24 protein-coding genes are annotated in these 20,571 nt (G+C 66.2%); 11 read left to right on the plus strand and 13 right to left on the minus strand.

What is annotated here, in order from left to right:
- Window positions 1-15: 15 nt before the first annotated feature.
- Together N7607_RS11465 and N7607_RS11470 are read left to right on the plus strand one after the other, a co-directional pair.
- Window positions 16-300, plus strand: a complete 285-nt coding sequence (locus N7607_RS11465) for a DUF2782 domain-containing protein (protein WP_279865900.1) — start codon at window positions 16-18, stop codon at window positions 298-300.
- Between the two features lie 6 nt (window positions 301-306).
- A complete protein-coding gene (locus N7607_RS11470; protein ID WP_279865898.1) occupies window positions 307-1,257 on the plus strand; it encodes a homoserine kinase in 951 nt (316 codons plus the stop codon).
- A 127-nt stretch (window positions 1,258-1,384) separates the two neighbouring features.
- On the opposite strand, the gene N7607_RS11475 is transcribed toward N7607_RS11470, so the two are convergent.
- Window positions 1,385-1,735 carry a hypothetical protein gene (locus tag N7607_RS11475; protein ID WP_279865896.1) on the minus strand — a complete coding sequence of 117 codons (351 nt, stop codon included), beginning with the start codon at window positions 1,733-1,735 and terminating at the stop codon, window positions 1,385-1,387.
- Window positions 1,736-1,744: 9 nt separating this feature from the next.
- Window positions 1,745-2,647: a zinc ABC transporter substrate-binding protein gene (locus N7607_RS11480; protein WP_279865894.1), complete on the minus strand. Its 903-nt coding sequence runs from the start codon at window positions 2,645-2,647 to the stop codon at window positions 1,745-1,747.
- Between the two features lie 64 nt (window positions 2,648-2,711).
- Here N7607_RS11480 and N7607_RS11485 point away from each other — a divergent pair, with 64 nt between their 5' ends.
- The 7 genes from N7607_RS11485 to N7607_RS11515 all read left to right on the plus strand — a co-directional run bounded on the left by N7607_RS11485 (window position 2,712) and on the right by N7607_RS11515 (window position 8,593).
- Window positions 2,712-3,212, plus strand: a complete 501-nt coding sequence (locus N7607_RS11485) for a Fur family transcriptional regulator (protein WP_279865892.1) — start codon at window positions 2,712-2,714, stop codon at window positions 3,210-3,212.
- Window positions 3,209-4,000 (plus strand): zinc ABC transporter ATP-binding protein ZnuC, encoded by a 792-nt coding sequence (gene znuC, locus N7607_RS11490; RefSeq protein ID WP_279865891.1) that lies wholly within the window; start codon window positions 3,209-3,211, stop codon window positions 3,998-4,000. The genes N7607_RS11485 and znuC overlap by 4 nt, the downstream gene beginning before the upstream one ends.
- The gene (gene znuB, locus N7607_RS11495; RefSeq protein WP_279865889.1) at window positions 4,000-4,788 is read left to right on the plus strand and encodes a zinc ABC transporter permease subunit ZnuB; all 789 of its coding nucleotides are present in this window, start codon (window positions 4,000-4,002) and stop codon (window positions 4,786-4,788) included. Before znuC ends, znuB begins: the two co-directional genes overlap by 1 nt.
- A gap of 53 nt (window positions 4,789-4,841) precedes the next feature.
- Window positions 4,842-5,849: a hypothetical protein gene (locus N7607_RS11500; RefSeq protein ID WP_279865888.1), complete on the plus strand. Its 1,008-nt coding sequence runs from the start codon at window positions 4,842-4,844 to the stop codon at window positions 5,847-5,849.
- Between the two features lie 208 nt (window positions 5,850-6,057).
- On the plus strand, window positions 6,058-7,065 hold the full coding sequence (locus tag N7607_RS11505) for a methionine ABC transporter ATP-binding protein (RefSeq protein WP_279865887.1): 1,008 nt from the start codon (window positions 6,058-6,060) through the stop codon (window positions 7,063-7,065).
- Window positions 7,065-7,745 carry an ABC transporter permease gene (locus N7607_RS11510; protein ID WP_279865886.1) on the plus strand — a complete coding sequence of 227 codons (681 nt, stop codon included), beginning with the start codon at window positions 7,065-7,067 and terminating at the stop codon, window positions 7,743-7,745. Before N7607_RS11505 ends, N7607_RS11510 begins: the two co-directional genes overlap by 1 nt.
- A gap of 68 nt (window positions 7,746-7,813) precedes the next feature.
- A complete protein-coding gene (locus N7607_RS11515) occupies window positions 7,814-8,593 on the plus strand; it encodes a MetQ/NlpA family ABC transporter substrate-binding protein (protein ID WP_279865885.1) in 780 nt (259 codons plus the stop codon).
- A gap of 212 nt (window positions 8,594-8,805) precedes the next feature.
- Here N7607_RS11515 and N7607_RS11520 read toward each other — a convergent pair whose 3' ends face one another.
- The 5 genes from N7607_RS11520 to N7607_RS11540 all read right to left on the minus strand — a co-directional run bounded on the left by N7607_RS11520 (window position 8,806) and on the right by N7607_RS11540 (window position 12,839).
- Window positions 8,806-9,441: an SCO family protein gene (locus N7607_RS11520; protein ID WP_279865884.1), complete on the minus strand. Its 636-nt coding sequence runs from the start codon at window positions 9,439-9,441 to the stop codon at window positions 8,806-8,808.
- Window positions 9,442-9,511: 70 nt separating this feature from the next.
- Window positions 9,512-10,411 carry a heme o synthase gene (gene cyoE, locus N7607_RS11525; protein ID WP_279865882.1) on the minus strand — a complete coding sequence of 300 codons (900 nt, stop codon included), beginning with the start codon at window positions 10,409-10,411 and terminating at the stop codon, window positions 9,512-9,514.
- 15 nt (window positions 10,412-10,426) lie between these two features.
- A complete protein-coding gene (locus N7607_RS11530) occupies window positions 10,427-11,485 on the minus strand; it encodes a COX15/CtaA family protein (RefSeq protein ID WP_279865881.1) in 1,059 nt (352 codons plus the stop codon).
- Between the two features lie 42 nt (window positions 11,486-11,527).
- On the minus strand, window positions 11,528-12,121 hold the full coding sequence (locus N7607_RS11535; protein ID WP_225592285.1) for a hypothetical protein: 594 nt from the start codon (window positions 12,119-12,121) through the stop codon (window positions 11,528-11,530).
- Window positions 12,084-12,839, minus strand: a complete 756-nt coding sequence (locus N7607_RS11540; protein ID WP_279865880.1) for an SURF1 family protein — start codon at window positions 12,837-12,839, stop codon at window positions 12,084-12,086. Before N7607_RS11540 ends, N7607_RS11535 begins: the two co-directional genes overlap by 38 nt.
- Before the next feature lie 343 nt (window positions 12,840-13,182).
- Here N7607_RS11540 and N7607_RS11545 point away from each other — a divergent pair, with 343 nt between their 5' ends.
- Entirely contained in the window at window positions 13,183-13,386 is a 204-nt protein-coding gene (locus tag N7607_RS11545; protein ID WP_192398903.1) for a twin transmembrane helix small protein, read from the plus strand.
- A gap of 6 nt (window positions 13,387-13,392) precedes the next feature.
- Here N7607_RS11545 and N7607_RS11550 read toward each other — a convergent pair whose 3' ends face one another.
- The 4 genes from N7607_RS11550 to coxB are packed head-to-tail and all read right to left on the minus strand — an operon-like array spanning window position 13,393 to window position 17,615.
- Window positions 13,393-14,280, minus strand: a complete 888-nt coding sequence (locus N7607_RS11550; protein ID WP_279865879.1) for a cytochrome c oxidase subunit 3 — start codon at window positions 14,278-14,280, stop codon at window positions 13,393-13,395.
- Between the two features lie 12 nt (window positions 14,281-14,292).
- Window positions 14,293-14,871 carry a cytochrome c oxidase assembly protein gene (locus tag N7607_RS11555; RefSeq protein ID WP_279865878.1) on the minus strand — a complete coding sequence of 193 codons (579 nt, stop codon included), beginning with the start codon at window positions 14,869-14,871 and terminating at the stop codon, window positions 14,293-14,295.
- A 10-nt stretch (window positions 14,872-14,881) separates the two neighbouring features.
- Complete coding sequence (gene ctaD / locus N7607_RS11560) at window positions 14,882-16,486, minus strand: cytochrome c oxidase subunit I (RefSeq protein ID WP_279865877.1); 1,605 nt, start codon at window positions 16,484-16,486, stop codon at window positions 14,882-14,884.
- 4 nt (window positions 16,487-16,490) lie between these two features.
- Window positions 16,491-17,615 carry a cytochrome c oxidase subunit II gene (gene coxB / locus N7607_RS11565; RefSeq protein ID WP_279865876.1) on the minus strand — a complete coding sequence of 375 codons (1,125 nt, stop codon included), beginning with the start codon at window positions 17,613-17,615 and terminating at the stop codon, window positions 16,491-16,493.
- A 375-nt stretch (window positions 17,616-17,990) separates the two neighbouring features.
- On the opposite strand from coxB, the gene N7607_RS11570 reads away from it, so the two are divergent.
- Entirely contained in the window at window positions 17,991-18,632 is a 642-nt protein-coding gene (locus N7607_RS11570; RefSeq protein WP_279865875.1) for a hypothetical protein, read from the plus strand.
- A gap of 47 nt (window positions 18,633-18,679) precedes the next feature.
- Here the strand turns inward: N7607_RS11570 and N7607_RS11575 are convergent, their stop codons facing one another.
- Entirely contained in the window at window positions 18,680-19,405 is a 726-nt protein-coding gene (locus N7607_RS11575; protein ID WP_279865873.1) for a carbonic anhydrase, read from the minus strand.
- A 97-nt stretch (window positions 19,406-19,502) separates the two neighbouring features.
- The gene (locus N7607_RS11580) at window positions 19,503-20,564 is read right to left on the minus strand and encodes a PA0069 family radical SAM protein (RefSeq protein WP_279865872.1); all 1,062 of its coding nucleotides are present in this window, start codon (window positions 20,562-20,564) and stop codon (window positions 19,503-19,505) included.
- Window positions 20,565-20,571 lie beyond the last annotated feature (7 nt).

Below are 20,571 nucleotides of genomic sequence, written 5' to 3' on the forward strand. Positions count from 1 at the left end.
AGGGACAAGGTTACCATGCGCCTGCTCACCCGCCTGACTCTGGCCACCCTGCTGGCCGCCAGCCCCGCGCTCGCCCTGGCCGAGGACGAGGTCACCGGCGATCCGGACGTGACCATCCGCCAGGAAGACGACAAGACCATCACCGAATACCGGCAGAACGGCTTCCTCTACGCCATCAAGGTCACGCCGAAGAACGGCAAGCCGTACTTCCTGGTGCGCGCCGACGGCAGCGAGGGCAACTTCATCCGCTCCGATCAACCGGACATGCTGATTCCCGCCTGGGAAATCTTCAGCTGGTAACCCGCCATGTCGGTCTTCACGCCCCTCGAACGCCATGAACTGGAAGTCTTCCTCGCTCCCTACGGCCTCGGCCGTCTGAAGGATTTCCGCGGCATCGCCGCCGGCACCGAGAACAGCAACTTCTTCGTCAGCCTGGACGGTGGCGAGTTCGTGCTGACCCTGGTCGAGCGTGGCCCGCGGTCCGACATGCCATTCTTCATCGCCCTGCTCGAACGCCTGCACCAGGCTGGCCTGCCGGTGCCCTACGCGGTGCCGACGCAGAGCGGCGAGGCGCTGCGCGAACTGGCCGAGAAGCCGGCCATCCTGCAGCCACGCCTGGCCGGCAAGCACGTCAGCCAGCCCAACGCCCATCACTGTGCGGAAGTCGGCACCTGGCTGGCGCGTCTGCACCTGGCGACTCGCGACAATATCCTCGAACGGCGCAGCGACCGCGGCCTCGACTGGATGCTGGAAGAAGGCCCGGTGCTGGCCCTGGAACTGCACGACGAGCAACTGCCGCTGCTGCGCGACAGCCTGCACGAGGTGGGTGAGCTGAAAGCGCGCATCCTCGCCCTGCCGCGCGCCAACCTGCATGCCGACCTGTTCCGCGACAACGCGCTGTTCGACGGCAACCAGCTGGCCGGGGTGATCGACTTCTACAACGCCTGCTCCGGGCCGATGCTCTACGACCTGGCCATCACCCTCAACGACTGGTGCTCCCAGGCCGACGACGATCTGGACCTGGCCCGTGGTCGCGCCCTGCTCGGCGCCTACGCCGCGCTGCGGCCGTTCACCCGCGCCGAGGCCGAGCTGTGGCCGGCCATGCTGCGCATCGCCTGCCTGCGCTTCTGGCTCTCAAGGCTGATCGCCGCCCGCCGCTTCCAGGGTCGCGATGTGCTGGTCAAGGACCCCGGCGAGTTCCAGCGCCGCCTGGCGCAACGGCAGCAGGTCAGGCTGCCGCTACCGTTCGCCCTCTGAGAACCTGCTTCCGACCTCCGGACTCGCGGCCAGCCTGCGTTAAAAGCGGCCTGGATCGCCAGCCCGGTCGGAATGCTCATTTACCGCTCGTAAACTGAGCTTCTCGGCCTCTTTGCCTTGCCTGACTCTAATTCGGAAGCTCAGAAACAGGTTCTGAGGCCGGCTGCAGGTTGTACAGCCAGCGCTCGCCGCGCGGATTGTCCAGCGGCTGCAGCCGCCCGAACTCGCTCTTGTCGATCAGCAGCTCCAGCTGCGCCTGGGCGTTGTACTCGCAGAAGCGCACACGCAGGCGCGTGCCGGCGGGCAGTTGCAGGCCACCGCTATCGTGCAGGGCCACCTCGGTGCGGTAGTCGCGGAAATCACCGGGGCACAGAATGTCCTGCAACCCGGCCTGCCAGCGTGCGGCCTGGTAACCCAACAGTGCACTGACTCCCATCATCGCCAGCGTCACCACTGGCCAGCGCCATCCCTTGCGCATGCTCACTCCTCAGCGGCTTTCCAGGCAGCCGGCCAGGACGCTGCTCAGTTCTGTCAGTAGCTGTTCATAACTCTCGGCCTTGGCGCCCAGGGCATCCAGCTCGGCTAGCTGCACCGGCAGGCCGGCGGACAAGGTCTCGGCCAGGCGCGGGCGCAGCGGCGGTTCGCTGAACACGCAGGACGGTCCGGCCGCCTTGAGCCGCTCACGCATCGCCGCCACATGCCGCGCGCCCGGCTGTACCTCGCTGGCGGCGCTGAATACACCGGCGTGTTGCAGGCCGTAGGCAGCCTCGAAGTAATCGAAGGCCTGGTGGAAGACGAAGAAGGGCTTGCCGGCCAGCGGCGCCAGGCGTGTCTTGATCGCCGCCTCGGCGGCGGCCAGGCGCTGCTCGAACGCCCGCAGGTTGGCCTGGTAACGCGCGGCATTGACCGGGTCGGCGGCGGACAGGTCGGCGGCCATCTTCGCGGCGATCACCCGCGCATTGGCCGGCAGGAGCCACAGATGAGCATCCAGGCTGCCGGGACGATGCTCGTGGTCGTGCTCGTCCGCGCCATGCTCGTCGTGGTGCTCATGTTCGCCTTCGCCGAAGTGGCGCAGGGTCAGGCCCGGCAAATCCTGCACGGCCACACTCGGCTGCTCGCGACCACTCAGCACGCGCGGCAGGAAGGTCTCCATGTCCGCGCCGATCCAGTACAGCAGGTCGGCGCCCTGCACCCGCCGCACGTCGGAGGGGCGTAGGGCGAAGTGGTGCGGCGAGGCGCCCGGCGGCAGCAGCACCTCGGGCTGACCCAGATCGCCCTGCACGGCGACGGCGATCAGCTGCAGCGGCTTGATGCTGGTCAGCACGCGCACCTCGGCCTGGGCGGCCAGGCTGAACAGGGAGAAAGCGAGAACAACGAACAGACGCGACACGACGGCAAGACTCGGCAGGAAAAGAGTTATAGAATAACGTCTCTTCACCCGGACGTCCCTCGTCATGTTCAAGCCGCTGACCGATAACACCCCGCTGGCCTGCCTGCCGCACGACCATTCGCGCTGCGTGGCCGCCGCCCTGGCCGAGGCCGAGGCGCTGTGCGCCAAGCAGGGCACGCGCCTGACCGCGCTGCGCAAGCGCGTGCTGGAACTGGTCTGGGCCAGCCACAAGCCGCTGGGCGCCTACGACATCCTCGGCGTACTCAGCGACGAGGACGGCCGCCGTGCCGCGCCGCCCACCGTGTATCGCGCCCTGGATTTCCTCCTGGAGAACGGCCTGGTGCATCGCATCGCCTCGCTCAACGCCTTTATCGGTTGCGTGCATCCGGGCGAGCTGCACCAGGGCCAGTTCCTGATCTGCCGCAGCTGCCACACCGCCATAGAGCTGGAACAGGCGTCGATCAGCCAGGCCATCGTCAGCGGTGCCGGCCAGGTCGGCTTCACCGTGGAGAGTCAGACCGTCGAAGTGGTCGGCCTGTGCGCCGGCTGCCAGGGTCCGCGATGAGCGAGGCGCTGATCCATCTCGACGGCGTCGGGGTCGGTTTCGCCGGCCAGGCGGTGCTGCAGGACGTGCAGCTGACCGTGCGCCCCGGCGAGATCGTCACCCTGATCGGCCCCAACGGCGCCGGCAAGACCACCCTGGTACGCACTGTGCTCGGCCTGCTCAAGCCCGACCGCGGCAGCGTGCAGCGCAAGCCGCGCCTGCGCATCGGCTATATGCCGCAGAAGCTCCACGTCGAGCCGACCCTGCCGCTGTCGGTGCTGCGCTTCCTGCGCCTGGTGCCGGGCGTGGACCGCGCTGCCGCCATGGCCGCGCTGGCCGAGGTGGGCGCCGAGCAGGTGCTGGACAGCCCGCTGCAGAGCATCTCCGGCGGCGAGCTGCAGCGCGTGCTGCTGGCCCGCGCGCTGCTACGCGAACCCCAGCTGCTGGTGCTCGACGAGCCGGTGCAGGGCGTCGACGTGGCCGGCCAGGCCGAGCTGTACCGCCTGATCACTCGCCTGCGCGACCGCCACGGCTGCGGCGTGCTGATGGTCTCCCACGACCTGCACCTGGTGATGAGCACCACCGACCAGGTGGTCTGCCTGAACCGCCATGTGTGCTGCTCCGGCCACCCAGAACAGGTCAGCAACGATCCGGCCTTCGTCGAGATGTTCGGCCAGGACGCCAAGAGCCTGGCCATCTACCACCACCACCACGACCACAGCCACGACCTGCACGGCGCGGTGGTCGAGGCGCCCGGCCTGACCATTCACGGCCCGGCCCATGTGCACGGCCCAGGGTGCAAGCACTGATGCCCGATTTCCTCCTCAATGCATTGCTCGCCGGCCTGGCCCTGGCCCTGGTGGCCGGCCCGCTCGGCTCCTTCGTGGTGTGGCGGCGCATGGCCTATTTCGGCGACACCCTGTCCCACGCCGCCCTGCTCGGCGTGGCCCTGGGTTTTCTGCTCGACCTCAACCCGACCCTGGCGGTGACGGTCGGCTGCCTGCTGCTGGCCGTGCTGCTGGTCACCCTGCAACAGCGCCAGGCACTGGCCTCGGACACCCTGCTGGGCATCCTGGCGCCGACCACCCTGTCGCTGGGGCTCGTCGTACTGAGCTTTATGGACGAGGTGCGCATCGACCTGATGGGCTACCTGTTCGGCGACCTGCTGGCCGTCGGCAGTACCGATCTGGCCTGGATTCTCGGCGGCTGCGCCCTGGTCATGGCCCTGCTGCTGCCACTGTGGCGGCGTCTGCTGGCGATCACCGTGCACGAGGAGCTGGCGCGGGTCGAAGGCCTGCCGGTGGCGCCCCTGCGCCTGGCACTGATGCTGCTGATCGCGGTGGTCATCGCCGTGGCCATGAAGATAGTCGGGGTGCTGCTGATCACCTCCTTGCTGATCATTCCGGCGGCCGCCGCCCAGCGACATGCACGCACCCCGGAACAGATGGCGATCGGCGCCAGTTTGCTCGGCATGCTCGCGGTAGCCGCGGGCTTGAGCCTTTCCTGGTTCCAGGACACGCCAGCCGGGCCTTCTATCGTGGTATCAGCGGCAGCAATTTTCCTCATAGGCTTTGCTCTGCCCCGTCGGGCTCGTTAGCATTGGGCGTTTTTTGCCCAATCCAAAACGCACCAAAACCAACGGGTCACATGATGAACAAGGGAAGCTATCGTTATCTCGCCGCGCTCGGCCTCGGCCTGCTGCTGGGCGAAGCCCGTGCCGAATACTGGACCGTGGACGAACTGGTAAAGGATTTCAGCCAGGTCTCCGCACAGATCTCCCGCGGCGAGTTGCAGGCCGCCGAGAGCGGCCTCAGTACCCTGCGCCAGCACACCGCCAGCAACGATGTGCGCATCGGCCAGTACCAGCGCGAGCTGGCCAATGCCTACCTGAAACAGGGCCGCCAGCAGCTGCAGGCCGGCAATGCCGCTGCGGCCAACGCCACCCTGAGCCAGGGCCAGCAGCACCTGAGTGCGGCTTCCCCGGCGCTGAAGCAGGAATACCAGGCCAGCCTGGCCGCCAGCGCCGCCGAGAGCGGTGCCAAGCCGGCAGCGGTGGCCGCCGCCAAACCGCAAGCGCAGCCAGCTCCGGCTCCGGCCAAGGTCGCGGCCAAGCCGACGGTGGCCGCCGTCGCCGAGAACCCCGCAGAGCGTCGCGAGGACGTCGAGCGCCGCCTGCAGGAAGCCGAGGCGATCATCGCCAAGAAGGAAGCCGAGCGCGCCCGCCAGCAGAAGCTGGCCGAGGAACAGGCCGCCGCCGAACGCGAGGCCCGTGCCCAGCAGGCTGCCGCCGCACAACCTGTCGCCGCTCCGGCGCCTGCAGTCGCCAAGGTCGAAGCCGCCGAGCCGGCCGTGGCCACTACTCCCCGTGCACGCCTGATCGATCCGGCCGCCGCCAGCAGCAGCGTGCCCATGCCAATGCTCGACGCCAATGATCGCGACAGCCTGCGCAACCTGTTGGACCAGGTGGCCGCCGACGTGGTGGCCTTCGATTGCGCGGTGCGCCTGGAAGTGCGCGAGGCCAAGGATTATCCCTTCGTCGCCGCCCTGCTCTCGGCGCGGATCAAGAAGCTCGATCCCGCCTTCGCCCCGCAGTTCTCGCCGGTACTCAAGCCGGATCAGGAGCCGCGCCTGGTGCTGAGCCCGCAAAGCAACGGCTGATTCCTACCTGTGTGACCACGGCCGCCCATGAGGCGGCCGTTTCGCTCTTATTCCCTTCTGAAAACAATTCAGGCTAATAAAGACTAAGAGCGCATAAACAAAGCGGCTAAAATGCGCGGCTTTCGGCCAACCGCCTACGCTTGCTGAAATCGCCGGCCCCACCTCCATGCCGGCAGACAGCCTTCAACGTACCCACAAGGTTCGCTCCGTGATCGAGTTTCACCACGTCAACAAGACCTATCGGGTCGCCGGGCGCGATGTGCCTGCCTTGCAGCCCACCAGCCTGCGCGTCGAGCGCGGCCAGGTGTTCGGCCTGATCGGCCACTCAGGCGCCGGCAAGAGCACCCTGCTGCGCCTGATCAACCGCCTGGAAGAGCCCAGCGGCGGCCGCATCGAGATCGATGGCGAAGACGTCACCGCGCTGGATGCCAACGGCCTGCGCCGCTTCCGCCGCCAGGTCGGGATGATCTTCCAGCACTTCAACCTGCTGTCGTCGAAGACCGTCGCCGCCAACGTGGCTATGCCGCTGGAGCTGGCCGGTGAGTTGAGCCGCAGCGAGATCAACCAGCGCGTCGCCGAACTGCTGGCCCGCGTCGGCCTCAGCGATCACGCCAACAAGTTTCCGGCGCAGCTGTCCGGTGGCCAGAAGCAGCGCGTCGGCATCGCCCGCGCCCTGGCCACCCGACCGAAGATCCTGTTGTGCGACGAGGCCACCAGCGCCCTCGACCCGCAGACCACCGCCCAGGTCCTGCAGCTGCTGGCCGAGATCAACCGCGAGCTGGGCCTGACCATCGTCCTCATCACCCACGAGATGGATGTGATCCGCCGGGTCTGCGACCAGGTGGCGGTGATGGACGCCGGCACCATAGTCGAGCAGGGCCCGGTGGCCCAGGTGTTCCTCCACCCGCAGCACCCGACCACCCGCCGCTTCGTGCAGGAAGACGAGCACATCGACGAGAACGAGCAGCGCGACGACTTCGCCCATGTCAGCGGCAAGATCCTGCGCCTGACCTTCCAAGGCGAGGCCACCTATGCGCCGTTGCTCGGTACCGTGGCCCGTGAGACCGGGGTCGACTACAGCATCTTGGCCGGGCGCATCGACCGCATCAAGGACACCCCCTACGGCCAGCTGACCCTGGCCCTGACCGGCGGCGACATCGACGCCGCGCTGGCGCGCTTCGGCGACGCCGACGTGCACCTGGAGGTACTGCGCTGATGCTCGAGCAACTGCTGGCCAACTGGCTACCGAATGTCGACTGGGAAGAGATCGGCTACGCCAGCCTCGACACCCTCAATATGCTCGGCGGCGCCACGCTATTTACCGTACTCCTGGGGCTTCCCCTGGGCGTGCTGCTCTTCCTTACCGGCCCGCGGCAGATGTTCGAGCAGCGCGCGCTGTACGGCGTGCTGTCGCTGGTGGTCAACGTGCTGCGCTCAGTGCCGTTCGTGATCCTGCTGATCCTGATGATCCCGCTGACCGTGCTGATCACCGGCACCTCGCTGGGCGTGGCCGGCGCCATCCCGCCGCTGGTGGTGGGCGCCACGCCGTTCTTCGCTCGCCTGGTGGAGACCGCCCTGCGCGAAGTCGACCGCGGCATCATCGAGGCGACCCAGGCGATGGGCGCCAGCACCCTGCAGATCATCTTCCGCGCCCTGCTGCCGGAGGCGCTGCCGGGGCTGATCGCAGCCACCACCGTGACCGCCATTACCCTGGTGTCCTACACCGCGATGAGCGGCCTGATCGGCGGCGGCGGTCTCGGCGACCTGGCCGTGCGCTACGGCTACCAGCGCTACCAGCCGGACGTAATGGCGGTGACCGTCATCCTCCTGCTGATCCTGGTGCAGGTCCTGCAGATGGTTGGCGATAAGCTGGTCATCCACTTCTCGCGCAAGTAACCCCACCTAGAACAGCGGGCGACCGGCCACCCGTCGGACCTCGCGCCATATCCCACAAGGAGCTGAACATGAAGAAACTGCTGACTGCCCTGGCCGCCGCTGCGGCCCTCACCTCCGCCGCCGCCCACGCTGGCGAGATCAGCGTCGCGGCCACCGCCGTGCCGCACGCGGAGCTCCTCGAGTTCGTCAAACCGGCCCTGGCCAAAGAAGGCGTCGAGCTGAAGATCAAGGTCTTCACCGACTACGTGCAGCCCAACGTGCAGGTCGCCGAAGGCCGCCTGGACGCCAACTTCTTCCAGCACCAGCCGTACCTGGACGAGTTCAACGCCTCGCGTGGCACCCAGTTGGTGAGCATCGCCGGCGTGCACGTCGAGCCCTTCGGCGCCTACTCCAGCAAGATCAAGAACCTGGCCGACCTGCCGCAGGGCGCCCAGGTCGTGATCCCCAACGACGCCACCAACGGCGGCCGTGCCCTGCTGCTGCTGCAGAAGGCTGGCGTGATCAAGCTGAAGGACGGCGCCGGCATCACCGCCACCGTCAAGGACATCGCCGAAAACCCGAAGGCGATCAAGGTGCGTGAGTTGGAAGCGGCCACCCTGCCGCGCGTGCTGGCCCAGGTCGACCTGGCCCTGATCAACACCAACTACGCCCTGGAAGCCGGCCTCAATCCGACCAAGGACGCCTTGGTGATCGAAGGCGCCGACTCGCCGTACGTCAACATCCTGGTGACCACCAGCGAGAAGAAAGACAACGCCGACCTGCAGAAGCTGGCCAAGGCCCTGCACACCCCGGAAGTGAAGCAATTCATCGCCGACAAGTACAAGGGCGCCGTTGTGCCGGCGTTCTGATCGCAGTCCGCCGCCCAACAAAAAGCCCGCTCCGAGAGCGGGCTTTTTCGTTTCAGCAGGCTGCGCTTCGTAGGGTGGACAACGCCGAAGGCTTGTCCGCCAGGTGGATGGCTGCGGCCATCCACCCTACATGCGAGGCCGGATGCGAGCCCCAGTCGTAGCCCGGATGCAATCCGGGACACAGGCGGCTTCTTCCCCGGATTGCATCCGGGCTACTGAGTCTGCAACAGCGAGGGTAATTGGGCCGCCAGCTTGTCGTTGTTCACCGGGGCGCGGATAAAGCCGCGCTGGGTGCCATCCGGGCCGATGATCACCAGGTTGCCGCTGTGATCGACGGTGTAGTTCTCCTTGCTGATATCGGCGGGGATATAGGGAATGCTCACCGCCGCGGCCAGCTTCTGCAGGTCTTCCTGGCTGCCGGTCAGGCCCAGGAAGCTTGGGTCGAAGAAGCCCAGGTATTTCTTCAGCTGCTCCGGGGTGTCGCGGTGCGGGTCGACCGTCACCAGCACCACGCGCAGCTTGTCCTTGGCCTCGGCCGGCAGCATGCCCTGCAGCTGGCGCAGCTGGGCCAGGGTCGCCGGGCAGATGTCCGGGCAGAAGGTGTAGCCGAAGAACAGCAGGCTCCACTTGTCCTTCAACTGATCGACCTGCAGCGGCTGGCCGTTCTGGTCGGTCAGCGCCAGCGACGGCAGGCTGCGGCTCTGCGGCAACAGGACGATGCCGGCATCCAGCAAGGCCACCTTGTCGGTGCCATCGCCCTTGCTGTTGAGAACCTTGTTGACGGTGAGGCCCAGCACCAGGGCGACCAGGGCGGCGAGGACGACGACGGTTTTCTGCGTACGACTCATGAACTCTCTCTTCGAAGCGGCGGGCGGCTCGCGATTCTCGCGGCCGCCCAGGGATGCTGCGGCGTTGCGCTCAGAGGTTGAGCAGCAGGTAGTGGTCCGCCAGCAGGGCGATGAACAGCAGGAACAGGTACCAGATACTGTACTTGAAGGTGTTGATCGCCGCGTGCGGCCGGCTGTCACGGTACAGCACCCAGGCCCAGAACATGAAGCGTCCGCCGAGCACCAGGGCGGCGGCGAGATAGAGCGGCCCGCTCATGTGGATGGCGTAAGGCAGCAGGGTCACGGCCAGCATCACGGCGGTGTACAGCAGGATATGCACCTTGGTGTAGTGCTCGCCATGGGTCACCGGCAGCATGGGGATATCGGCCTTCGCATACTCCTCCTTGCGATGGATGGCCAGGGCCCAGAAGTGCGGCGGCGTCCAGGCGAAGATGATCAGCACCAGCAGCAGCGGCTCGGCGCTGATATGCCCGGTGACGGCGACCCAGCCGAGCAGCGGCGGCGCGGCGCCGGCCAACCCGCCGATAACGATGTTCTGCGGCGTGGCGCGCTTGAGGAAACCGGTGTAGAGCACCGCGTAGCCGAGCAGCGAGGCCAGGGTCAGCCACGCAGCCAGCTCGTTGGTGAAACTCAGCAGCAACGCCATCCCGGCGACCGCCAGCAGCAGGGCGAAACCCAGCGCTGCCACAGGTGACAGGCGCCCGGCGGTAACCGGGCGCTTGTGGGTGCGCGCCATGATCGAGTCGATACGCCGGTCCACCACGTGGTTGACCGCCGCCGCTGCACCAGCACACAGGCCGATGCCGAGGTTGCCGAACACCAGCACGGTCCAGGGCACGCCGGCGCGGGTGGCGAGGAACATGCCGACCAGCGAGGTGATCAGCATCAGCAGTACCACCCGGGGCTTGGTCAGCTCCAGGTAGTCGCGCCAGCTGGCGGATTCGGAGTGGGCTCGCAGCACAGTAGCCATGGCGTATCTCCTTGCTTATTTACCCAGCGGAGCGAGGCGGGCGTCGGCCACATTGGCCTCCACACGCTTACTCGCCGCCAGGGGAACCGCCCGCAGGCGATAGTTGATCAGTACCAGCACCAGCAGCAGGGCAGCGCCACCAGCGTTATGCGCCACCGCCACGGCCAACGGCAGATGCAGCAGCACGTTGCTCACGCCCAGGCTGACCTGCGTGGCCAGGGCCAGCAGCAACAGGCCGGCCAGGCGCCCGAGGCCGGCGGCGCGCAAGCGCCAGGCCAGCAGCAGCAGGACCAGGCTCAGCACCACGGCACCGAGGCGATGGGTCATATGGATGGCGGTGCGGGCGTCGCTGTCCAGCTGACCGCCGAGGTAGTTGGGGCCGATGTGCTGGCTCAGGTGGAAGCCGTTGGCGAAGTCCATCGCCGGCCACCATTCGCCATGGCAGGTCGGCAGGTCGACACAGGCCACCGCCGCGTAGTTAGAGCTGACCCAGCCACCGAGAGCGATCTGGCAGCCCGCCAGCACCAGTGCCACGCCGGCCAGCGCGCGCAGGCGCAGGGACAGGCCGGACAACACCGGCAGCGCACCGGACAGGCGCAGGCTGAGCAGGAACAGCAGAGCCAGAGTGGTGAAGCCACCGAGCAGATGGGCGGTGACCACCTGCGGCCACAGCTTGAGAGTGACCGTCCACATGCCGAAGGCGGCCTGGGCGATGACCACGCCGAGCAGCAGCAGCGGCAGCTTCAGCGGCTGGCCGTTGGCACCGCGCCGACGCAGGGCCTGCACGGCCAGGCCGAGAATGACCAGCCCAAGGGTGCCGGCAAAGTAGCGGTGGACCATCTCGTTCCAGCCCTTCTCCACCTCCACCGGAGCTTCGGGGAAGCGCACCTCGGCCAGGGTCTGCTTGTGCTCGCTCATCGGCACTCCGATAAAGCCGTAGCAGCCCGGCCAGTCGGGACAACCGAGGCCGGCGTGGGTCAGCCGGGTATAGGCACCGAGCAGCACCACCACCACCGCCAGGGCGGTGGCGAACAGGGCCAGGCGGTAGCCGGGCAGGGTCTTGCGTTCACTCATCCGGGGCCTCTCTTATTGTTATGGGCCAGCAGTCCGAGTCGGTCAGCCGATCTGCGACAGCTTCAGCAGCAGGCGCAGATCATTGAGGATGTCCTTGCCCTTGGTCTTGCCGTCGTAGCGCAGCACCAGGTTGCCGTTCGGGTCGACTATCCACAGTTGGGCGCCTTCACCAGCCGGCACGGCTTTCTGGTAGCGCAGAGTGTCCAGCGAGTAACGACCCAGCTGCGGGTACTCGCGCTGCAACTGCTGGTCGTAGTCGGCCGCCAGCGGCCGGGCCACGGCCAGGCCATGCGCGGCGCGGGTGGCATCGCGATTCAGACCAATATGGATTTGCCGGGCGGTGTAGACCAGCTGGCGGCAGTCGTCGGCGCAATCGCCTGGAGTGGTCACCAGCAGTTGCCAGCGTTCCTGGGCAGCGCCTTGCACGCCGATGTCGGCCAGCTGGCTGCCGTCGCCGATCAGGGCACCGTGGTAGTTGCGCGCATCCGGTACCCAGAAGCGCCACTGGTACATGGCGGTGGCGAGGATCATCGGGCCGATCGCCACCAGCAGCAGCAGGATCAGCTGCCAGCGCCCGCGGGCGCGCGCCGGCGGCGCCTCAGGAGTGGAAAGGGCCGGATTCATGGCTGTGCTCATGCTGTTGCTCCCGCGCGATCTGTCTTGAATTGTGTATGCCGAGATAGAGGTAGAGGCCGCTCAGGGCGACGGCCAGGGCGAACCACTGCACGGCGTAACCGGTGTGTTTCTCCGGGCCCATGGCCACCAACGGCCATTCGGCCTGGTAGGCGGCGGGGCCGGGTTCCAGGCGTACTTCATAGTCCATGCCGCCACGGCCGAGCTGGCGCCACAGGCGCTCCGGCTCGACGGCGGTGATCAGTCGCGGCCAGTCGCCGACCGCCGGGTCGGCCTGCAGCTGGAAGGCCTCGCCGACCGGCACATAAACTCGTGCCACCAGCTCCAGCGGCTGCTCGGGCGTGGTGAAAGCAGGAGGACTGCGTCGATCCGGCCAAGGTAACCAGCCGCGATTGACCAGCAGCCACAGACCGCTGGGTTGGTCATAGAAGGGCTGCAGCAGCTCGACGCCGACCTGGCCGCCGCGCTGGCGGTTGTCCAGCAGCAGGCTGTGGCGTTCGTCGAACTGACCCCGCAGGCGGATGCGCAGGTGGGCAAGGTCGGAGCGCCGCTCCAGCTCGGTCACGTCAATAGCTTCGGCATGCTGGCGTGCCTCGAAATCGGCGAGCAGGGTGCGCTTCTCCTCGGCGCGCGCCAGTTGCCAGAAACCCAGGCCGACCAGCAGCGGCAGCAGCAGAGCCACCACGATGCTGGGCAACACGCCCGGGCGGAAGCCACTCACGACCTTCCCCCGAAAGTTAGGGTCGGCTCTCGCTCCGACACGAGCCGCGTTGCCGCAACAAAGCTCGCCAGGCTAGGCGCGGGACGCAGGCAATGGTCGCTCCCTTGGCAAGTCCCGCAACAACGCATGGCGAGCTTTGCTGCGCAACCCGTAGGGCCGGGCCAGTTTTTGCGCGGATCGTCGTTACTCGATGACTCATTTGGAACAACCAAACTTCTCATCTCGTGCCTAGCTCCGCGCAAAAACTGGCCCCGGCGCGGTCGCGTCGGAGCAAGAGCCGACCCTAGATGCAGCTGGCTATACTGGAACTGCACACCATCTCCCCCATCCCCCGGAGTCACGCATGCTCAAGGCCGCGATCATCCTCCTACTGCTGGCCACCCTGGTCAGCCTGTTCAGCGGCCTGTTCTTCCTGGTCAAGGACGAGGGCCGCGGTTCGCGAGTGGTCAACGCCCTGACCGTTCGCGTGATCCTGGCCGCCGCTACCCTGGCCTTGATCTCCTGGGGTTTCTTCAGCGGCCAGCTGGTTTCTCATGTCACCTGGTGAGCCCTGCTACAGGATGTAGACGAAGACGAACAGGCCGATCCACACCACGTCGACGAAGTGCCAGTACCAGCTGGCAGCCTCGAAGGCGAAGTGCTGATCGGCATTGAAGTGCCCACGCCACACCCGCACCAGCATGATCGAGAGCATCAGCGCGCCCAGGGTCACGTGCGCACCGTGGAAACCGGTGAGCATGAAGAAAGTCGCGCCGTAGATGCCCGAGCCCAGAGTCAGGCCCAGCTCGTTGTAGGCGTGGATGTACTCCTCGACCTGGAAGAACAGGAAGGCGATGCCGAGCAGTACTGTCAGTGCCAGCCAGATCTTCAGCTGCTTGCGGTTGTCCTTCTTCAGCGCGTGGTGGGCGAAGGTCACGGTGAAGCTGGAAGTCACCAGCAGAATGGTGTTGAGCAGCGGCAGCCCCCAGGCCGAGATCACGCCGCTGGGCGCCGGGAAGAGTTTTGGGTCCGGGTTGTTCAGCAGCGGCCAGGTGTACTCGAAGTTCGGCCACAGCATGTTGGACACGCCCTTGTCGCCCTCACCGCCGAGCCAGGGAGCAGCCCAGGTGCGCACGTAGAACAGCACGCCGAAGAAGGCGGCGAAGAACATCACCTCGGAGAAGATGAACCAGCTCATGCCCCAGCGGAACGAGCGGTCCATCTGCGGGCTGTACAGACCTTCGCGGCTCTCCTTGATGACGTTGCCGAACCAGCCGAACAGCATGTAGGCGAGGATCAGGCCGCCGATGAAGAAGATCAGCGGACCGTTGGATTCGGCGCGATCGGCCTTGAGGTCGTTGAACCAGGTGCCGACACCGTAGACGGTGACGAGCATGCCGATGGTGGCGATGATCGGCCACTTGCTCTGGGCGGGAACGTAGTAGTTCTCGTGACTCGACATTTCTTGTTCTCCTTATGGAGCCGCCCGGCTAGGGGCTGTCTGGGCAAGAGTCGCCTGCGCGACGGGTGGTTTGCGCGCAGTGATATCGAACAGGGTGTAGGCCAGGGTCAGGTGCTTCACATCCTTGGGTAGATCTCTGTCGACGATGAAGCGCACCGGCATCTCGATGCGCTCACCGGGCTGCAGCACCTGCTGGGTGAAGCAGAAGCACTCGGTCTTGTGGAAGAAGGCGGCGGCCTTGGACGGTGCCACGCTGGGGATGGCCTGGGCGGTCATCGGCTTATTGGTCGGGTTGTAGGCAACGAACAGCATCTCGTTGCTCGCACCCGCCACTACCGTCAACTCGTCCGCCTTGGGGCGGAACTCCCAGACCATGTCCGCGGCGTTGGTGGCGAGAAACTGCACACGCACCTGGCGCGTCTCGTCCACCGCCTGTACGCCCTGGTAGGCCGAGGCGGTCTTGCCATTGATGCCGAAGGCCTGGCACATCACGTCGTAGATCGGCACCAGGAGGAAGCCGAAGGCAAACATGCCGACCACCACCGCCAGCAGGCGAGTGACGAGGCGGCGAGTGTCCAGGGCTTCGCTCACGGGCGTGCTCCTACTTCACTTCCGGCGGAGTGGTGAAGGTGTGGTAGGGCGCCGGCGACGGCACCGTCCACTCCAGCCCCTCGGCACCGTCCCACGGCTTGGCCGCGGCCGGTTTGCCGCTGCGGATGCACTTGATGACGATGAACAGGAAGAGGAACTGGGTAGCGCCGAAGGTGAAGGCACCGACCGACGAGATCATGTTGAAGTCGGCGAACTGCAGGTTGTAATCCGGAATCCGCCGCGGCATGCCGGCCAGGCCGACGAAGTGCATCGGGAAGAACGCCAGGTTCATGCCGATGAAGCTCATCCAGAAGTGCAGCTTGCCGAGGGTCTCGTCGTACATGTGGCCGGTCCACTTGGGCAACCAGTAATACGCCGAGGCGAAGATGCCGAAGATCGCCCCGGGCACCAGCACGTAGTGGAAGTGCGCCACCACGAAGTAGGTGTCGTGGTACTGGAAGTCCGCCGGGGCGATGGCCAGCATCAACCCGGAGAAGCCGCCGATGGTGAACAGGATGACGAAGGCCACGGCGAACAGCATCGGCGTCTCGAAAGTCATCGAGCCCTGCCACATGGTGCTCACCCAGTTGAACACCTTCACCCCGGTGGGCACGGCGATCAGCATGGTGGCGTACATGAAAAACAGCTCGCCGGTCAGCGGAATGCCGACGGTGAACATGTGGTGCGCCCAGACGATGAACGACAGGAAGGCGATCGAGGCGGTGGCGTAGACCATCGAGGTGTAGCCGAACAGCGGCTTGCGCGCGAAGGCCGGGATGATCGCGCTGACGGCGCCGAAGGCCGGCAGGATCATGATGTACACCTCGGGATGACCGAAGAACCAGAACACGTGCTGGAACAGCACCGGGTCGCCGCCGCCGGCTGCGCTGAAGAAGCTGGTACCGAAGTGGATGTCCATCAGCATCATGGTCACCACCCCGGCCAGCACCGGCATCACCGCGATCAGCAGGAAGGCGGTGATCAGCCAGGTCCAGACGAACAGCGGCATCTTCATCAGGGTCATGCCGGGGGCACGCAGGTTCAGGATGGTGGCGATCACGTTGATCGCGCCCATGATCGAACTGATGCCCATCAGGTGCACGGCGAAGATGAAGAAGGTCACCGACTCCGGCGCGTAGGTGGTCGACAGCGGCGCGTAGAAGGTCCAGCCGAAGTTCGGCCCGCCGCCCTCGGTGAACAGGGTGCTGACCAGCAGGCCGAAGGCCGCCGGCAGCAACCAGAAGCTGAAGTTGTTCATCCGCGGCAGGGCCATGTCCGGCGCGCCGACCATCAGCGGGATCATCCAGTTGGCCAGGCCGACGAAGGCCGGCATCACGGCGCCGAACACCATGATCAGGCCGTGCATGGTGGTCATCTGGTTGAAGAAGGCCGGCTCGACGATCTGCAGGCCGGGCTGGAACAGTTCGGCGCGGATCACCATGGCCATGGACCCGCCGAGCAGGAACATGGCGAAGCTGAACCACAGGTACATCGTGCCGATGTCCTTGTGGTTGGTGGTCAGCACCCAGCGCATCAGGCCCTTGGCAGGGCCATGGTGATGGTCATGTCCGGCATGACCGTGGCCAGCATGGCCCGGATCGATCACTGCACTCATGTCCTTACTCCTGAGCCTGTTTGAACGCGAGGATGTCCTTCGGCGTGACCATGTCGTTCATGGCGTTGCCCCAGGCGTTGCGCTCGTAGGTGATGATGGCGGCGAGGTCGACTTCCGACAGCTGCTTGCCGAATGCGGCCATGGCGGTGCCCGGCTTGCCCTCGACCACGATGTGGATGTGGTCGGCGACCGCACCGGTGGCGATCTTCGAGCCCTTGAGCGCCGGGAACATCGGTGGCAGACCCTCGCCGTTCGGCTGGTGGCAGGAGGCGCAGTTGGTCTGGTAGGCCTTCTCGCCGCGGGCCATCAGCTCCTCGCGAGTCCACTCCTTGCTGGTCAGCTCCTTGATCTTGGCGGCCTCTTCCTTGCGCTCGGCCAGCCACTTGGCGAAGTCTTCCTTGCTCTTTGCCTCGACCACCACGGGCATGAAGCCATGGTCCTTGCCGCACAGCTCGGTGCACTGGCCACGGTAGAGACCGGGCTCCTCGATGCGGGTCCAGGATTCGTTGACGAAGCCGGGGATGGCGTCCTTCTTCACGGCCAGGGCCGGCACCCACCAGGAGTGGATCACGTCGGCGGCGGTGATCAGGAAGCGCACCTTGGTGCCCACGGGCACCACCAGCGGCTGGTCGACTTCCAGCAGGTAGTGCTCGTCCTTCTCGGCCTTGTTGTAGATCTGGTCGGAAGGCGTGGCCAGGTTGCTGAAGAACTCGACGTCCTGGCCCAGGTACTTGTAGTGCCACTTCCATTGGTAACCGGTGACCTGGATATCCAGTTCCGATTCGGAAGTGTCGTAGATGTCGATCAGGGTCTTGGTAGCCGGAACGGCCATCGCCACCAGGATGACGAAGGGCACGACGGTCCAGAGGATTTCTACCGTGGTGCTCTCGTGGAAGTGCGCCGGCTGCTGGCCGGTGGAGCGGCGGTGAATCAGCATCGACCAGAACATCACGCCGAAGACCACCACGCCGATCACGACGCAGATCCAGAAAATGATCATGTGCAGGTCGAAGACTGAACGGCTGACCTCGGTGACACCTGGCAGCATGTTCACTGCCCACTCGGCGTGTGCCGAGCCAAATGTCGACCACAGCAGGAGGCCCATCCAGACTCGTGGATGTCGCATCATTGCGGGTTCCCCTCGTTGTTCTTGTTATCCCGCCGGCTAAGCCTGCGGCAAAGGGATCGACTGCCAAAACGGCTGGCTACTACTTGTCGAAACCTCTCCGTGCCGAAGCCCGTCCGGTTCCATCAGGTACACGCCTTGCGATTTCGAGTATAGCCAGCGACCGCGTCAGCACAACGCAGTCAGAAAAATAACGCCCGGTTTCTGCGCCCGCCGCACAGGCTTAGAGCGACGCGGGATGCGCCGCAGAGCGGCGGCCCGGATATAGCGACGCCGAATAAAAATTAAATAATTATGACAATCAGGTCTTAGCCGTCGCCTTTCGCCAGCTAACGTGAATTCTCGTTTGCTTGCCTCATGTCCCTGCCCGGAGTCGTCATGAATACCCTCGCCCTGCGCGACCTGATCCAGCGCGCCCTTGCCCACGAAATCTCCACCGGCGATCTGGCCCGCCAGCTCGATAGCCAGCTCGACCGCCTGCACCCGACCATCCAGCTGCCCGCCAGCGATGCGCGAGGCGTGCTCGAACGCTTCGTCGCCGCCTATGTGGAACAGGTGCCGGATGTGCTCGACGCCGCCAACGCCGTGGCCCGCGACGCCGGCATCGAGGCGCAGGTGAAACCGGTGCTCAAGCTGGCCGAACAGTTCTTCCTCAGCCCGCCGAGCATCATGGACGGCCACCAGGGCCTGGATGCCCTGCTCGACGAGGCGTACCTGGCCCATCGCCTGGTCGAGGAAGTGAACGATCGCTATATCGCCCACCTGGGCCAGCCGCTGATACCGCTGGACACCACGGTGGCCAACGTGATCGCCCACCAGCTGATCGGCGAGCCCTTTGCCAACCAGCTGGACGAAGCCGTGCACCATGCGGTGGAAGGGCTGCTGGACGAGCAGGTGTTCCAGCAGAACTCGGTGCAGGAATACCGCACCCGCCTGAGCAACCCGCAGACGGTGGCGGCCTGGCAGAACTGGCCGTGCCTGTCGCGCCAGCTGGGCGTGGAGCTGGGTCTGCCGGCCTGAGCCTGCCCCGGATGCAACAAGGCCCGCATTCGCGGGCCTTGTTCGTTTCAGCGCGGCTGGTAGCGCGCCCTGGGCGTGGCCATGGGCACCACCTCGCCGTCCAGCGGCAGGAAGCTCCCGCTCTCGGCGTCGTAGGCGCGGATCGCGCTGGTCTCGATGTCGTAGACCCAGCCATGGATGAACAGCTGGCCGCTGGCCACGCGCGCCGCCACCGACGGGTGGGTGCACAGGTGGTTGAGCTGGGCCACCACGTTCTCCTCGGTGAGGACGCCCAGAGTGTCGTGCCCGTCGCAGCCGCAGTTGGCCTCGACCACTTTGAGCGCCACCTCGCTGTGGCGCAGCCAGGCCTTTACCGTCGGCATGCTCTCCAGGCTCTCGGGGGCCAGCACCGCCTTCATCGCGCCGCAGTCGGAGTGGCCGCAGACGATGATGTGCTGCACGCCCAGGGCCAGCACCGCGTACTCGATGGCGGTGGAGACACCGCCCATCATCTGCCCGTAGGCCGGCACCACGTTGCCGACGTTGCGGGTGACGAACAGGTCGCCTGGCGCACTCTGGGTGATCAGCTCGGGAACGATGCGCGAGTCGGCGCAGGTGATGAACATGGCGCGCGGGTTCTGCGCGCTGGCCAGCGCCTTGAACAGCTCTTCCTGTTGCGGGAAGACCTCGTTGCGGAAGCGCTTGAAGCCGCCGACGATGGCGTTCAGCGCCTCGTCGGCGCTCTCCGGCGCTGTGCGCGCCTGCAGGGGAATGGCGTTGTGCTTGTAGGGCATGGCGTCTCACCTCGTGCTGGACCGTCGCGCTTTCGCGCGGTGCGGATTATCGACCTGGCATGCGGACAGTTGCCAGCCCCGGTGAGTCACAATTCGTTTACAGCAGCGCCAGCTGCCGGCCGGGCGGGGCGAACTGGCTGCAGTCGAGATTGAAGCCATCGCGGTGGGTCAGGCCGAGGCGCTTGCGCGCCAGGCCGAAGCGCTGCGCCAGCAGATCGGCGAAGGCGCCCTCGCCGCGCATGCGGGTGCCGAAGCGGCTGTCGTAGTTCTTGCCGCCGCGCGACTGGCGGATCAGGCTCATCACATGCTCGGCGCGCTCGGGGAAGTGGCTGCGCAGCCACTCCTCGAACAGCTCGGCGATCTCCAGTGGCAGACGCAGCAGCACGTAGCCGGCGGAACGGGCGCCGGCATCGCGGGCTGCCTCGAGAATCCGCTCCAGCTCCATGTCGTTGATCATCGGGATGATCGGCGCCACCAGCGCGGTCACCGGCACCCCGGCCTGGCCCAGGCTGCGCATGGCCCGCAGGCGCGCGCCAGGGGAGGCGGTGCGTGGCTCCATGATGCGCTTCAGCTCGTCGTCCAGGGTGGTCAGGCTGAAGGCCACGCTGACCAGGTTGCGGCTGGCCAGTTCCTGCAACAGGTCGAGGTCGCGCAGGATCAGCGAGCTCTTGGTGATGATGTGCAGCGGGTGGCGGAAACGCAGCAGAATCTCCAGGGCCTGGCGGGTCAGACGCTGCTCGCGCTCGATCGGCTGATAGGCATCGGTATTGATGCCCAGGGCAATCGGCTGCGGCGTGTAGCCCGGCTTACTCAACTCCTCCTCCAGACGCTCGGCCAGGTTGGCCTTGGCGATCAGCCGGGTCTCGAAGTCGATGCCCGGCGACATGTCCCAATAGGCGTGGCTGGGGCGGGCGAAGCAGTAGATGCAGCCGTGCTCGCAGCCGCGGTAGGGGTTCACCGAGCGGTCGAAGCCGACATCCGGCGAGTTGTTGCGGGTGATCACCGTCTTGGCCCGCTCGGCGCGTACCTCGGTGGCACGGCAGGGCGGCGTCTCGTCCTGAAACCAGCCATCATCCTCGACCTCGCTGCGGGTCGGGGCGAAGCGGTTGTGCGGGTTGCTGGCGGTGCCGCGGCCTCGGGGCGGCAAGGTGACGGACATGGGAATA

Origin of the sequence: Pseudomonas sp. GD04019 (genome assembly GCF_029837695.1) — a bacterium.
Lineage (GTDB): Bacteria > Pseudomonadota > Gammaproteobacteria > Pseudomonadales > Pseudomonadaceae > Aquipseudomonas.

What these genes read in the sequence shown, in the direction of transcription:
- znuB (WP_279865889.1), top strand. Translation starts at nt 4,000, where the DNA reads ATGCCCGATTTCCTCCTCAATGCATTGCTCGCCGGCCTGGCCCTGGCC.
- N7607_RS11545 (WP_192398903.1), top strand. Translation starts at nt 13,183, where the DNA reads ATGCTCAAGGCCGCGATCATCCTCCTACTGCTGGCCACCCTGGTCAGC.
- N7607_RS11500 (WP_279865888.1), top strand. Translation starts at nt 4,842, where the DNA reads ATGAACAAGGGAAGCTATCGTTATCTCGCCGCGCTCGGCCTCGGCCTG.
- N7607_RS11570 (WP_279865875.1), top strand. Translation starts at nt 17,991, where the DNA reads ATGAATACCCTCGCCCTGCGCGACCTGATCCAGCGCGCCCTTGCCCAC.
- N7607_RS11470 (WP_279865898.1), top strand. Translation starts at nt 307, where the DNA reads ATGTCGGTCTTCACGCCCCTCGAACGCCATGAACTGGAAGTCTTCCTC.
- znuC (WP_279865891.1), top strand. Translation starts at nt 3,209, where the DNA reads ATGAGCGAGGCGCTGATCCATCTCGACGGCGTCGGGGTCGGTTTCGCC.
- N7607_RS11530 (WP_279865881.1), bottom strand. Translation starts at nt 11,485, where the DNA reads ATGAGTGAACGCAAGACCCTGCCCGGCTACCGCCTGGCCCTGTTCGCC.
- N7607_RS11465 (WP_279865900.1), top strand. Translation starts at nt 16, where the DNA reads ATGCGCCTGCTCACCCGCCTGACTCTGGCCACCCTGCTGGCCGCCAGC.
- N7607_RS11580 (WP_279865872.1), bottom strand. Translation starts at nt 20,564, where the DNA reads ATGTCCGTCACCTTGCCGCCCCGAGGCCGCGGCACCGCCAGCAACCCG.
- N7607_RS11575 (WP_279865873.1), bottom strand. Translation starts at nt 19,405, where the DNA reads ATGCCCTACAAGCACAACGCCATTCCCCTGCAGGCGCGCACAGCGCCG.
- cyoE (WP_279865882.1), bottom strand. Translation starts at nt 10,411, where the DNA reads ATGGCTACTGTGCTGCGAGCCCACTCCGAATCCGCCAGCTGGCGCGAC.
- N7607_RS11510 (WP_279865886.1), top strand. Translation starts at nt 7,065, where the DNA reads ATGCTCGAGCAACTGCTGGCCAACTGGCTACCGAATGTCGACTGGGAA.
- N7607_RS11520 (WP_279865884.1), bottom strand. Translation starts at nt 9,441, where the DNA reads ATGAGTCGTACGCAGAAAACCGTCGTCGTCCTCGCCGCCCTGGTCGCC.
- N7607_RS11535 (WP_225592285.1), bottom strand. Translation starts at nt 12,121, where the DNA reads ATGAGCACAGCCATGAATCCGGCCCTTTCCACTCCTGAGGCGCCGCCG.
- N7607_RS11485 (WP_279865892.1), top strand. Translation starts at nt 2,712, where the DNA reads ATGTTCAAGCCGCTGACCGATAACACCCCGCTGGCCTGCCTGCCGCAC.
- coxB (WP_279865876.1), bottom strand. Translation starts at nt 17,615, where the DNA reads ATGATGCGACATCCACGAGTCTGGATGGGCCTCCTGCTGTGGTCGACA.
- N7607_RS11515 (WP_279865885.1), top strand. Translation starts at nt 7,814, where the DNA reads ATGAAGAAACTGCTGACTGCCCTGGCCGCCGCTGCGGCCCTCACCTCC.
- N7607_RS11475 (WP_279865896.1), bottom strand. Translation starts at nt 1,735, where the DNA reads ATGCGCAAGGGATGGCGCTGGCCAGTGGTGACGCTGGCGATGATGGGA.
- ctaD (WP_279865877.1), bottom strand. Translation starts at nt 16,486, where the DNA reads ATGAGTGCAGTGATCGATCCGGGCCATGCTGGCCACGGTCATGCCGGA.
- N7607_RS11550 (WP_279865879.1), bottom strand. Translation starts at nt 14,280, where the DNA reads ATGTCGAGTCACGAGAACTACTACGTTCCCGCCCAGAGCAAGTGGCCG.